Consider the following 12,708-nt stretch of genomic DNA (forward strand, 5'->3'; position numbering starts at 1 on the left):
AAGGGGCACGTGTGTGCGAACACCTGCACGCTCGCGGGACGGAAACGACGAAGGCCGGCGCGGATGCGCCGGCCTTTCGCGGTCATTTCTGGAGGAACGCGAACGCGTCCTGGAAGCCGTGCACTCTGGCACGCAGTGCCGGAACGGTGGGCCCGTCCCTCAGCACCTCCCGCGAGACGTTCGGCACGACGGCCGGGAGCATCGCCTTCGGGACCAGCTCCCTGATGGTTTCCGGGCCGCCGCCCTGGGCGCCCACCCCGGGCATGAGGATCGGGCCGTTGAGCGCGGAGAGATCGGGCGCCTCGCTGAGCGTGGCGCCGACCACAACGCCGACCGAACCGAACTCCCCGCCCGCGTTGCGCGCCGCCGCCTCGTCGACCATGGTCTGCGCGACCGTGCGGCCGTCCGCCGCGACCGCCCGCTGCACCTGCGCTCCCTCGGGGTTCGAGGTCGCCGCGAGCACGAAGACGCCGCGGTGGCCTGCCTCGGCGAGCGTCAGCGCCGGTGCCAGCGAACCGAAGCCCAGATACGGCGAGACCGTGACCGCGTCGGACCCGAGCGGGCCGTCGGCCAGCCAGGTCCGCGCGTAGGCGTCCATGGTGGACCCGATATCGCCGCGTTTGGCGTCGGCGAGCACCAAGGTTCCCGAGGCCCGCAGCACCTCGATGGTGCGCTCCAGGACCGCGATGCCCCCGGAGCCGTGGGCTTCGAAGAACGCGACCTGCGGCTTGACCAGTGCGACGAGGCCGTCGAACGCCTCCACGCAGATCTCGGCGAACCGCTCGAGTCCCTCGACGTCTTCGGTCAGTCCCCAGGACCGCAGCAGTTCCGGGTGCGGGTCGATGCCGACGCACACCGGCCCCAGTTGCCGCATCGCGTGCCGCAGGCGGTCGCCGAAGGTCTTCATCGCACCCGTTCCGTCCGGTCGCGGCTCACCCACGCAGCACCGAGTGCAGTTCCTGCAGCGACCGCACGCCGATGCCACCGTTGATGCTGGCCTCGATGCCCTGCACCGCGGCCGCCGCACCCTGCACGGTGGTGATGCACGGGATGTTCACCCCGACCGCCGCGCTGCGGATCTCATAGCCGTCCACGCGAGGGCCGGAGTTGCCGTAAGGCGTGTTGAACACCATGTCGACCTCGCCGTCGCGGATCTGCTCCACGATCGTCGGCTCGTCGTCCGGCCCCACCTCGGAGTGCTTGCGCACCTGCTCGCACGGAATCCCGTTGCGGCGCAGCATTTCCGCCGTGCCCTCGGTGGCGAGGATGCGGAAGCCGAGGTCGTGCAGGCGCTTCACCGGGAAGACCATCGCGCGCTTGTCCCGGTTGGCGATCGAGACGAAAACGGTGCCCTCGGTGGGCAGCGAGCCGTAGGCGGCGGTCTGACTCTTGGCGAAGGCGGTGCCGAAATCGGCGTCGATGCCCATCACCTCGCCGGTCGACTTCATCTCCGGCGAGAGCAGCGAATCCACGCCGCTGCCGTCGGCGCGCCGGAAGCGGTGGAACGGCAGCACGGCCTCCTTGACCGCGACCGGAGCGTCCAGCGCGACGTGCCCGCCGTCGCCCTCGCTCGGCAGCATGCCCTCCTTGCGGAGTTCGGCGATGGTGGCGCCCAGCATGATCCGCGCGGCGGCCTTGGCCAGCGGCACCGCGGTGGCCTTCGACACGAACGGAACCGTCCGGCTCGCGCGCGGATTGGCCTCCAGAACGTAGAGCACGTCGTCCTTGAGCGCGTACTGCACGTTGAGCAGGCCGCGGACGCCGATACCCTTGGCGAGCGCGACGGTGGAGCGGCGCACCGACTCGATATCGCTGCGGCCCAAGGTGATCGGGGGCAGCGCGCAGGCGGAGTCACCGGAGTGGATGCCCGCCTCCTCGATGTGCTCCATCACGCCGCCGAGGTAGACCTCCTCGCCGTCGCACAGCGCGTCGACGTCGATCTCGATCGCGTCTTCCAGGAACCGGTCGACCAGCACCGGGTGCTCCGGGCTCAGCTCGGTCGCCCGGGAGATGTAGCCCTCCAAGGAGTTCTCGTCGTAGACGATCTCCATACCCCGGCCGCCGAGCACGTAGGAGGGGCGCACCAGCACCGGGTAGCCGATGTCGGTGGCGATCTTGCGCGCCTGCGCGAAGGTGGTCGCGGTGCCGTACTTCGGCGCGGGCAGACCGGCCGCGACCAGCACGTCACCGAATTCGCCTCGGTCCTCGGCCAGGTCGATGGCGGCCGCGCTGGTACCGACCACCGGCACGCCCGCCGCTGTGAGCCGCTGCGCGAGGCCGAGCGGGGTCTGCCCGCCCAGCTGCACGATGACACCGGCGACGGTGCCGGACTCGCACTCGGAGTGGTAGACCTCGAGCACGTCTTCGAAAGTCAGCGGCTCGAAGTAGAGGCGATCGGCGGTGTCGTAGTCGGTGGAGACGGTCTCCGGGTTGCAGTTGACCATCACCGTCTCGTATCCGGCCTTCGACAGCGTCTGCGCCGCGTGCACACACGAGTAGTCGAACTCGATGCCCTGGCCGATGCGGTTGGGCCCGGACCCGAGAATGATCACCTTCTCGCGGTCGGGCTGCGGCGCCACCTCGGACTCGGCCGCGGGATCGAGTTCGTAGGCCGAGTAGTGGTACGGGGTCTTGGCCTCGAACTCGGCGGCGCAGGTGTCGACCGTCTTGAAGACCGGGCGGACCCCGAGCCGGTGGCGCAGGGCGCGCACACCGCTCTCCCCTGCCAGTTCGGGTCGCAGCGCGGCCAGCTGACGATCGGACAGGCCGTAGTGCTTGGCCCGCCGCAACAGCGGTTCGTCCAGCACGGGCGCGTCGAGGATCTCCTGGCGCAACTCGACCAGACCGGCCACCTCCGCGACGAACCACGGATCGATGCCGGAGGCGGCGGCGACGTCCTCGATGCTCGCGCCCAGCCGCAGCGCCCGCTCCACCTGGTAGATGCGCCCTTCGGTGGGCGTGCGCAGGTCTTCGAGGATCGCTTCGACGTCGGTCCACGCGCCGTCGTCCTGGGTCCAGAAGCCCGCGGCCTTGGTCTCCAGCGAACGCAGCACCTTGCCGAGCGCCTCGGAGAAGTTGCGGCCGAGGGACATGGCCTCGCCGACGGACTTCATGGTGGTGGTCAGCGTGCCGTCGGCGCCGGGGAACTTCTCGAACGCGAACCGCGGGGCCTTGACGACCACGTAGTCGAGGGTCGGCTCGAAGCAGGCCGGGGTTTCCTTGGTGATGTCGTTGACGATCTCGTCGAGCGTGTAGCCGATGGCCAGCTTGGCGGCGATCTTCGCGATCGGGAAGCCGGTCGCCTTCGACGCCAGCGCGGACGAACGCGACACGCGCGGATTCATCTCGATGACGATCAGGCGGCCGTCGCGCGGGTCCACCGCGAACTGGATGTTGCAGCCGCCGGTGTCGACGCCGACCTCGCGCAGGATGGCGATGCCGAGATCACGCAACTTCTGGTACTCGCGGTCGGTGAGCGTCATCGCCGGGGCGACGGTCATCGAGTCGCCGGTGTGCACGCCCATCGGGTCGACGTTCTCGATCGAGCAGACCACCACGACGTTGTCGCGGCCGTCCCGCATCAGCTCGAGTTCGTATTCCTTCCAGCCGAGGATGGACTCCTCGATCAGGACGTTCGCGGTGGGCGAGGCGGCCAGGCCGCCGCCGGCGATGCGATCGAGGTCTTCCTCGTTGTAGGCCATGCCGGAACCGAGGCCGCCCATGGTGAACGACGGGCGCACCACCACGGGGTAGCCGAGTTCGGCGACCGTATCGCGGACCTCGTCCATGGTGAAGCAGACCCGGGAGCGGGCGCTCTCGCCGCCCACCTTGGCCACGATGTCCTTGAACTTCTGCCGGTCCTCACCGCGCTGGATGGCGTCGAAGTCGGCGCCGATGAGTTCCACGCCGTACTTCGCCAGCACTCCGCGCTCGTGCAGCGCGACCGCGGTGTTCAGCGCGGTCTGGCCACCGAGGGTGGCCAGGATGGCGTCCGGACGCTCCTTCTCGATCACCTTCTCCACGAACTCCGGCGTGATCGGCTCCACGTAGGTGGAGTCGGCGAACTCCGGATCGGTCATGATCGTCGCCGGGTTCGAGTTGACCAGCGACACCCGCAGGCCCTCGGCCCGCAGCACCCGGCACGCCTGCGTGCCGGAGTAGTCGAATTCGCACGCCTGGCCGATGACGATCGGGCCAGAACCGATCACCAGGATGTGCTCGAGATCCTCGCGGCGAGGCATCAGGCTCCTTCCATGAGACCGGCGAAACGGTCGAACAGGTACGCGGCGTCGTGGGGTCCGGCGGCGGCTTCCGGGTGGTACTGCACGGAGAAGGCGCGACCGTCGACCAGCCGGACGCCCTCGACCGTGCCGTCGTTGGCGCAGACGTGACTCACCTCGGCCGTGCCGAAGGGGGTGTCGAACCGCTCGCCCCGCTCGCCTTCCAGCGCGAAACCGTGGTTCTGCGCGGTGATCGAGATCCGGCCGGTCTCGTGCTCCACCACCGGGATGTTGATGCCGCGGTGGCCGAACTTCATCTTGTAGGTGCCCCGGCCGAGCGCGCGGCCGAGGATCTGGTTGCCGAAGCAGATACCGAACAGCGGCAGGCCCTCGCCCAGCACGCCGCGGGTCAACTCGACCGCCGCGTCGGCGGTGGCCGGGTCGCCTGGACCGTTGGACAGGAAGACCCCGTCGGGCTTCAGTTCGAGGATCTGGTCCAGCGTGGTGTTCGAGGACACCACGTGCACCCGCATGCCGCGCTGCGCGAACATGCGCGGGGTATTGGTCTTGATCCCGAGATCGACCGCGACGACCGTGCGGCGATGGTCGCCCTCCGGCTCGATCGTGTAGAGCGCGTCGGTGGTCACCTCGCCGGCGAGGTCGGCGCCCAGCATGGACGGCTGACCGTTCACTCGGTCCACCAGCTCGTCCGCGGCGGCGAGCGCGTCGCCGGAGAAGATGCCCGCCTTCATCGAACCGCGGGTACGCAGATGACGTACCAGCGCGCGGGTGTCGATGCCCGCGATGCCGACGATCCGCTGACGTTCCAGCTCGTCCGGCAGCGTCCTGGTGGCGCGCCAGTTGGAGGCGCGCCGCGCCGGGTCGCGCACCGCGTACCCGGCGACCCAGATCTTCGTGGACTCGTCGTCCTCGTCGTTCCAGCCGGTGTTGCCGATCTGCGGCGCGGCGGCCACCACGATCTGGCGGTGGTAGGACGGGTCGGTGAGGGTCTCCTGGTACCCGGTCATCGCGGTGCAGAACACCGCCTCACCGAGCGTCTGGCCCACGGCGCCGTAGGCCTGGCCGCGGAACACCCGGCCGTCCTCCAGCACGAGTGCTGCTTCTCCTGTCATCCCTCGTCATCTCCCGTCATCGTCCCGCTCTGATCCGCCGCGGGAAGCCTGCGCCAAGCCGGGTAGACCGACTTGTCGTCGCCGCGGAAACCCGTATCGATCTCGGTTCCCGTCGGCAGCTTCCAGCGAATGACCAGCACACCATCTTCCGTCATCACTTTGCCCGCGTGCCCGCGTTCGGTGCGCACCGCGGTGATGGATTCGTCCGGAATCCAGATCACCGTCGCGCCGTCGCGTTCGAGCAGAATCCCCTTTTCGAACCGCGTGAGTTCCGCGGTGGCCCGGAAACCCAGATCGCCGACGGTGATCCGGTCCTGCCAGCTCGGCGCGATGGTGCTGCCCAAGTACAGGCCGGTGGTCGGCTCCAATACCTGCGCACCCAGTTCCGCAGGCACGGTGGGCAGCGTGCCGACGCGCTCGGCTTGGCGCGCCGCGCGGTTGCGCCAGCCCCGGTACATCAGCCACAGGCAGGCCGCGAACAGGATCAGCAGCCCGACCACCCAGAGTGTTCTCTCCACTACGAACCTCCTCGAACGGCTGCGCCTCGGTTGCTCATCTACGCCTCCGCCCCGTCGACCAGCGCCTTGCCGTCCCTGGCGGTGACCCGGCCGCGCAGCAACGTCGCCGTCACCCGGGCCGGGAAGGTCATCGCCTCGAACGGCGTGTTGTTCGAGATGCTGGCCAGGTCCTTTCCACGCACCGTCCAGCTCGCCTCCGGGTCGACCAGCGTCAAGTTGGCCGGCTCGCCGACCTCGAGCGGTCTGCCGTGCTCGTCCAAGCCGACGATCGCGGCCGGTCGCTCGCTCATCACGCGGGCGACGCCGCGCCAGTCCAGCAGCCCCGGCTCGACCATGGTCCGCACGATGATCGACAGCGCCGTCTCCAAGCCGAGCATGCCGGGCCGCGCCGCGGCGAACTCGCAGCACTTGTCCTGCTCGGCGTGCGGCGCGTGGTCGGTGGCGACGCAATCGATGATGCCCTCGGCCAGCGCCTGCCGCAGCGCGGCGGCGTCGGACGCCTCGCGCAGCGGCGGGTTGACCTTGTTGACGGCGTCGTAGGTCTCCAACCGGGAGTCGTCCAGCAGCAGGTGGTGCGGGGTCACTTCGGCGGTGATCGAAATCCCCTGGGACTTGGCCCAACTCACCAGTTCCACGGTGCCCTCGGTGGAGGCGTGGCAGATGTGCACGCGGGCGCCCGCGTCGCGCGCCAGCAAGGCGTCGCGGGCCACGATCGACTCCTCGGCCGCGCGCGGCCAGCCGGCCAGCCCCAGCCGGGCCGCGGTCGGCCCCTCGTGCGCGACGGCGCCCTTGGTCAGCCTGGGCTCCTCCGCGTGCTGCGCGATCAGCACCCCGAGCGAGTTCGCGTACTCCAGGGCCCTGCGCATGATCAGCGGGTCGTAGACGCAGTGACCGTCGTCGGAGAACATGCGCACCGCCCCGACGCCCGCGGCCATGGTCCCCATCTCGGCGAGCTGCTTGCCCTCCAGGCCCACGGTGACCGCGCCGACCGGATACACGTCTACCAGGCCGACCTCCCGTCCCCGCCGCCACACATGGTCGGTGACGACCACCGAGTCGGCGACCGGGTTGGTGTTGGCCATCGCGAACACCGCGGTGTAGCCGCCGAGCGCGGCGGCGGCGGAACCCGTCTCGATGGTCTCGGTGTCCTCGCGGCCCGGCTCACGCAGGTGGGTGTGCAGGTCGACGAAGCCGGGCAGCAGGATCTGGCCCTGCGCGTCGATGATTTCGGCGTCGACCACGCCCAGATCGGTGCCGATCTGACGGATCTCCCCGTCGGCGACGAGCACGTCGACCGGTTCGCCTTCGCCGTACAGCAGCGCGCCCTTGATCAGAACGATGGCGTCGTTCCTTCCACTCATGCCACTGCCTCCTGGGTTCCGACGAGCAGGCGGAACAGCACCGCCATCCGCACGTGCACCCCGTTGGTGACCTGTTGCAGCACAGCGGCTTTCGGCGAGTCCGCGACGGAGGACGCGATTTCCATGCCGCGCAGCATCGGGCCGGGGTGCAGCACGACCGCGTGGTCTTCCAGCAGGGCCAGCCTGCGTTCGGAGAGTCCGTAGGTGATCGAGTACTCGCGGGCCGACGGGAAGAACCCGCCGTTCATCCGCTCGGCCTGCACCCGCAACATCAGCACGGCGTCGGCGCCGATCAGCTCGGCGTCCAAGTGGTGTGAGACGCGGGCGGGCCAGCTCTCCACGCCGACCGGAAGCAGCGTGCGCGGAGCGACCAGCACGACCTCCGCGCCGAGTGTGGCCAGCAGGAAGACGTTCGATCGCGCGACCCGGCTGTGCAGGATGTCACCGACGATGACCACCCGCTTGCCCTCGATGTCGCCGAGCCGCTGCCGGAGGGTCAGCGCGTCCAGCAACGCCTGGGTCGGGTGCTCGTGCGTTCCGTCGCCCGCGTTGACGACCGCCGGGCCGGAGCCGCGCCCCGTGGAGACCGCCCACTCGTCCATCCAGCGCGCGATCTGGTGCGCGGCGCCGGAGGCCGGATGCCGGACGATCAGCGCGTCGGCTCCCGCGGCGTGCAGGGTGAGCGCGGTGTCGCGCAGCGACTCGCCCTTGGCGACCGAGGAGCTGCTCGCGCTCACGTTGATCACGTCCGCGCTCATCCACTTGCCCGCGACCTCGAACGAGACCCGGGTCCGGGTCGAGTTCTCGTAGAAGACCGTCATCACGGTGCGCCCGCGCAGCGTGGGCAGTTTGTGCACCTCGCGGCCGAGCAGCGCCTGTTCGAACCGCTCGGCCTCGTCGAGCAGCTCGTTCGCGGCGGCGCGATCGAGCGCGGCGACCGAAAGCAGATGCCTCACGCGCCTGCCTCCTGCCGCGAGCCGGCGTGTGGCAGCTTCATCACGCCTCCTCCTGGTGCAGGTAGACGCCGTCCCGGCCGTCGTGTTCGGTCAGCAGCACCGAGATGTCCTCGGAGCGGTTGGTCGGCACGTTCTTGCCGACGTAATCGGCACGGATCGGCAGTTCCCGGTGACCGCGGTCGATGAGCACCGCCAGCTGCACCGCGCGCGGGCGGCCGAGGTCGCGCAGACCGTCGAGCGCGGAGCGGACGGTGCGGCCGGAGAACAGGACGTCGTCGACCAGCACCACGAGCGCGTCCTCGATACCGCCTTCCGGAACGGAGGTGCGCTCCAGCGGCCGGTGCGGGCGGCTGCGCAGATCGTCCCGGTAGAGGGTGATGTCGAGCGAGCCCAGAGCCGGGCGGACGCCGGAGAATTCCTCGATCTTGCCGGTGAGCCGCGCGGCCAGGGTGGTGCCCCGGGTGGGGATGCCGATCAGCACCACGCGTGGCGCGCCCGGCTCACCCGCGTCCAGCGCGGTCTTCTCGATGATCTGGTGCGCGATGCGCGCGACGGTCCGCCCGACATCCGAAGCCGACAACAGCTCTCGTCCCGCCGCCACCCATTCCGGGGTATGTCGCTGCGATGTCTCGGCAGCGCCGGACTTGGCGGCCCGTTCTTCGGGCACGGCCATGCCGACCTCCTTCCCCGCCTCACCGGACGGTCCGTTAAAGGATGTCTTACGGCAAGCAGCGTAGCAGCGCCCCGACCCCCGGTTTCACCAGGCATATCGCGCTGTGAGCGGGGCCACTGAGCGCGGGGCAGCGACCGCTGTCGGCGCACGGCGAGAAATACACCGAGATCGCGGCTGCCCAGGAGCACGTGACGCTCCAGCGGCGCCACCAAGTCGTCCCAGGCCCGGAACTCGGTCCGCCATCCGTGCTCGGCGAGCCATTGTTCGGCGCCGGGTCCCAGCCCACTGGGCTCCCTCGGCCCGTCTCCCCCGGCCCGGACCAACCACCGCAGCTCGGTGTACCGGTCGCTGTGCTGATCGGTGTCGAACTTGCCGACGCCGAAGCGACTTTCCGGCGCGGACAGCTCCGTCAGCGTGGTCACCACCCGGAGGGCGTCGGCACGCCGTAGATATCCGAGCACCCCTTCGTCGACCCAGTGGGTCGGGACGTCGGCGCGAAACCCCTCGACGCGCAGCGCGGCCACCCAGTCGCCGCGCAGATCGGCCGCCACGACATGTCTCGCGCAGAGGGGACGGGCGTCGGCCGCCTCCAATACCGGCCCATGACCGAAAACCGCTAGCACATATGTTCGATCAGCGGTACGCTCGGCCGCATGTCCACACCGCTACAGGGATCGCTGCTCGACGGGTTCGGTGAGACCGAACTCGGGCCGCTGCGCGACGCGCGCCGTACGGTGCTCGACCACGGCGCCTGGGTGGATCTGCTGCCCGGTTGGCTTTCGGGCGCGGACGCGCTGTTCGACCGACTGGTCGACGGCGTGCCATGGAAAGCCGAACGCAGGCCGATGTACGACCGCGTGGTAGACGTGCCCCGGCTGCTGCGGTTCTACGCGGAGCACGAACCGCTGCCGGATCCGGCACTCGCCGACGCGCGCACAGCACTGAGCGAGCACTATCGGCGCGAACTCGGCGAACCGTTCCGCACCGCGGGCCTGTGCTACTACCGGGACGGGCACGACAGCGTCGCCTGGCACGGCGACACCATCGGCCGCGGCGCCACCCACGACACCATGGTCGCGATCGTGTCGATCGGGGCGCCAAGGGCGCTGCTACTCCGGCCGCGCGGCGGTGGGCCGAGCATCAAATACGTTGTCGGACATGGCGACCTGCTGGTCATGGGCGGCTCTTGCCAGCGCACCTGGGAGCACGCCGTGCCCAAGACGCGCAGGCCCACCGGTCCGCGGATCAGCATCCAGTACCGTCCGCGCGGCGTCCGCTGACCCTGCTCCCACGCACCGTTTCGAGCTGAACCATCGTCGAGGTCGGAAGTGATCGTCGTCCGCCACGTGTCCCTCGCTCCGGTTAGCCTGGCATTATGAGCAATCCAGGGGCGGGGGTCTTGGCCGTGATGCCGCTGCACACGATCAGCGAGGTCTACGGCGAGGCCGGGCTGCGCGAACGATTACTGCTGGAAATCGCCGAGTTGCCGGACACGCAACGCCTGGCCGCGGCGCTCGATCTCGCGGCCGATCTGCATCGCGACGATCGGTACGGCCGCGAGCCCTATCTCAGTCATCTTCTGCGCGTGTCGATTCGGATCATCAGCCATTACGAGGTTCGTGATCCGGACGTGGTCGCGGCGGGGCTGTTGCACGACGCGGTCGAGGACCACGCCGCCGAGCTGGCCGCCGATCGTCCCGGACCCACCGTCGACGCCGCACTGGGCGCGCTCACCGATCGGTTCGGTGCGCGAGTGGCCGATCTCGTGGCCGCGGTGACCAATCCCGAGCCGGATCCGGCTCGGGACCGGCAGGCGCAGTACCGCGAGCATGTCGCGACGAATCTGGACCGGGACCCGTGGGCCCGCGTCATCAAGCTCTCCGACTTCACCGACAACGGTGTGGGCATCCTCTACGCCACCGGCCCCGCGATGGCGAGACTCGCCGCCAAGTACCGCCCGCTCACCGACGTGTACCGCGATCTGGTCACCCGGCCGGACACGCCGCTGGCCGAGCACGTCCGGCAGCACATCCTCGATCAGCTCGACCGAGCCGACGAACGGTTCGAGGCCATTCTGTCGCGGGACTGATCGCCGCGCGAGGTGTGAGCGGATCGAAACCGCGTGCCGCACACAAACGGTCGAGCCGTAGACGGACCGACGCGCCGGTCGCGATGCCGCACGAGCGTCAGGGCGCGCGTAGCACCGATTCGACCAGCTCGCGGACTGCGGCCAGCAACCGTTCCGTCTCGCCCGCGCGGACCATGGCAGGCACCAGTTCGGCGCTCAGCGCGCCGAGCAGTAGCCGCCCGACCACTTCGGCGTCCAGGTCCGGACGCGCCTCGCGCAGCAACGTGGTGATGTGGTGGTCCCAGAACGCGTGGAATTCGGCGGTTCGCGGATGTGGCGGCTCGGTGCGATAGGCGACCATCAGCTCGGAATTGTTGATCACCAACCGTGCCATGGCGTCGAAGTAGGCGACCAGCCGGGCATCGGCGGGCGCACCGGGGCCGAGGGGTGGCGGGCCGCTGGTGACCGCGTCCATGAGCGCGACCGCGCTTTGCGCGACCATCTCGTGCAACAGTCCCGCCCGGCTGCCGAAGCGATGGAAGATCGTGCCCTTGCCCACTCCGGCGGCGGCCGCGACGCGGTCCATGGTGATCGCTTCGGCGCCGTGCTCGGCCAACAGGGCGAAGGTGGCGTCCACTATCGCCCGCCGGTTGCGCGCCGCGTCGGCCCGTTCCTTCGGCCGTCCGTCGCCCATCGCACCCACTTTCTAGACAAGTTGACCGACGGTCCATATCATCGGTGAGTCAATTGGACCGTCAGTCAACTTATGGAGTTCATATGCAGGCAATCGTAATGACGGCGCCGGGCAGCCCGGACGTGCTGGTCACCGCGGACGTCCCGGCGCCACGGGCAGACGCGGACGAGGTGGTGATCCGCGCCGAGGCGATCCCGGTGCTGTTCCCCGAGACCAAGCTGCGCTCCGGCGAGTTCCCGCTCGGCGCGCCACTGCCGCTGGTTTTCGGTTTCCAAGCCGCAGGGGTCGTCACCGAGGTCGGCGCGCAGGTCGATCCGGCGCTGATCGGACGCCGGGTCGTCGTGTCGACCCAGGGTTCCGGCGCTTACGCCGAATTCGTCGCCGCCAACGCGGATTCCGTGGTTTCCATTCCGGACGGCCTGTCCTTCGTGGACGCCGCGGCGGTGCTGATGAACGGATCGGTGGCGATTCCACTGCTGGAGACCGCCGCGCTCACCGGCATCGAAACCGTCCTGATCGAAGCCGCCGCCACGGGCATCGGCAGCGCGCTGACCCAATTGGCGAGAGAATTCGGGGCGGCTCGCGTCATCGGGACCGCAGGTGGTCCCGACAAGGTCGCCCACGCGCGCAAACTGGGAGCCGACGAGGTGATCGACCACAACGATCCGGACTGGACCACCCGGCTGCGCGAAACACTCGACGGCGCGACGGTGGACGTGGTGTTCGATTCGATCGGCGGCGCGAGTGCCGTCGGCCTGCTCGATCTCCTGACACCCCTGCGCGGCCGGATGCTGGGCTACGGATGGTTGTCCGGAGCACCCGCGCAGGTGTCGGCGAGCGACCTGCTCATGCGCGGGCTCACCTTCGTCGGTTGCGCAGGACCGGACTGGCTGAACCGAGTAGCTCAAGCGCGCACCGCCGTTCTGGCCCGCGCGGCGGCGGGCGGCCTCGACCCGCTGGTCGAGGCCGTGCTGCCGCTGGACCAGGCGAGCCGCGCGCATCGCCTGTTGGAGGAAAGGACGGTACTGGGCAAGATCGTGCTGCGCCCGGGCTCCGCCGTGTCCGGATAACGCCGCGCGGCCCCC

General features: G+C 69.7%; 12 protein-coding genes. 3 read left to right on the plus strand and 9 right to left on the minus strand.

Annotated features, from left to right (window positions below; all coding sequences use genetic code 11):
- Window positions 1–82 precede the first annotated feature (82 nt).
- Genes pyrF through AB0L97_RS06385 form a run of 8 tightly spaced genes read right to left on the minus strand, consistent with a single transcriptional unit; the run spans window position 83 to window position 9,484 of the window.
- A complete protein-coding gene (gene pyrF, locus AB0L97_RS06350) occupies window positions 83–907 on the minus strand; it encodes an orotidine-5'-phosphate decarboxylase (protein WP_364425815.1) in 825 nt (274 codons plus the stop codon).
- Window positions 908–932: 25 nt separating this feature from the next.
- Window positions 933–4,241, minus strand: coding sequence for a carbamoyl-phosphate synthase large subunit (gene carB / locus AB0L97_RS06355; RefSeq protein WP_355070629.1), 3,309 nt, complete (start codon window positions 4,239–4,241; stop codon window positions 933–935).
- Window positions 4,241–5,353 carry a glutamine-hydrolyzing carbamoyl-phosphate synthase small subunit gene (gene carA / locus AB0L97_RS06360; protein ID WP_355070627.1) on the minus strand — a complete coding sequence of 371 codons (1,113 nt, stop codon included), beginning with the start codon at window positions 5,351–5,353 and terminating at the stop codon, window positions 4,241–4,243. Before carA ends, carB begins: the two co-directional genes overlap by 1 nt.
- Window positions 5,350–5,871 (minus strand): transporter, encoded by a 522-nt coding sequence (locus tag AB0L97_RS06365; protein ID WP_356961716.1) that lies wholly within the window; start codon window positions 5,869–5,871, stop codon window positions 5,350–5,352. The genes carA and AB0L97_RS06365 overlap by 4 nt, the downstream gene beginning before the upstream one ends.
- A 38-nt stretch (window positions 5,872–5,909) precedes the next feature.
- Window positions 5,910–7,232: a dihydroorotase gene (locus tag AB0L97_RS06370; RefSeq protein WP_364425819.1), complete on the minus strand. Its 1,323-nt coding sequence runs from the start codon at window positions 7,230–7,232 to the stop codon at window positions 5,910–5,912.
- Window positions 7,229–8,188, minus strand: a complete 960-nt coding sequence (locus tag AB0L97_RS06375) for an aspartate carbamoyltransferase catalytic subunit (protein WP_355070621.1) — start codon at window positions 8,186–8,188, stop codon at window positions 7,229–7,231. The genes AB0L97_RS06370 and AB0L97_RS06375 overlap by 4 nt, the downstream gene beginning before the upstream one ends.
- Window positions 8,189–8,228: 40 nt before the next feature.
- Window positions 8,229–8,768: a bifunctional pyr operon transcriptional regulator/uracil phosphoribosyltransferase PyrR gene (gene pyrR, locus AB0L97_RS06380; protein WP_355070619.1), complete on the minus strand. Its 540-nt coding sequence runs from the start codon at window positions 8,766–8,768 to the stop codon at window positions 8,229–8,231.
- Window positions 8,663–9,484 carry a class I SAM-dependent methyltransferase gene (locus tag AB0L97_RS06385; protein ID WP_364425822.1) on the minus strand — a complete coding sequence of 274 codons (822 nt, stop codon included), beginning with the start codon at window positions 9,482–9,484 and terminating at the stop codon, window positions 8,663–8,665. The genes pyrR and AB0L97_RS06385 overlap by 106 nt, the downstream gene beginning before the upstream one ends.
- 30 nt (window positions 9,485–9,514) lie before the next feature.
- On the opposite strand from AB0L97_RS06385, the gene AB0L97_RS06390 reads away from it, so the two are divergent.
- A complete protein-coding gene (locus AB0L97_RS06390; RefSeq protein ID WP_356961710.1) occupies window positions 9,515–10,141 on the plus strand; it encodes an alpha-ketoglutarate-dependent dioxygenase AlkB in 627 nt (208 codons plus the stop codon).
- A gap of 95 nt (window positions 10,142–10,236) precedes the next feature.
- On the plus strand, window positions 10,237–10,950 hold the full coding sequence (locus AB0L97_RS06395) for an HD domain-containing protein (protein WP_355070613.1): 714 nt from the start codon (window positions 10,237–10,239) through the stop codon (window positions 10,948–10,950).
- Between the two features lie 97 nt (window positions 10,951–11,047).
- On the opposite strand, the gene AB0L97_RS06400 is transcribed toward AB0L97_RS06395, so the two are convergent.
- Window positions 11,048–11,623, minus strand: coding sequence for a helix-turn-helix domain-containing protein (locus tag AB0L97_RS06400; protein ID WP_356961709.1), 576 nt, complete (start codon window positions 11,621–11,623; stop codon window positions 11,048–11,050).
- 83 nt (window positions 11,624–11,706) lie between these two features.
- Between AB0L97_RS06400 and AB0L97_RS06405 the strand changes: the two genes are divergently transcribed.
- Window positions 11,707–12,693 carry a zinc-binding dehydrogenase gene (locus AB0L97_RS06405; protein ID WP_364425825.1) on the plus strand — a complete coding sequence of 329 codons (987 nt, stop codon included), beginning with the start codon at window positions 11,707–11,709 and terminating at the stop codon, window positions 12,691–12,693.
- The last annotated feature ends 15 nt before the right edge of the window (window positions 12,694–12,708 follow it).

This window comes from Nocardia sp. NPDC051911 (genome assembly GCF_040681035.1).
GTDB lineage: Bacteria > Actinomycetota > Actinomycetes > Mycobacteriales > Mycobacteriaceae > Nocardia > Nocardia sichangensis.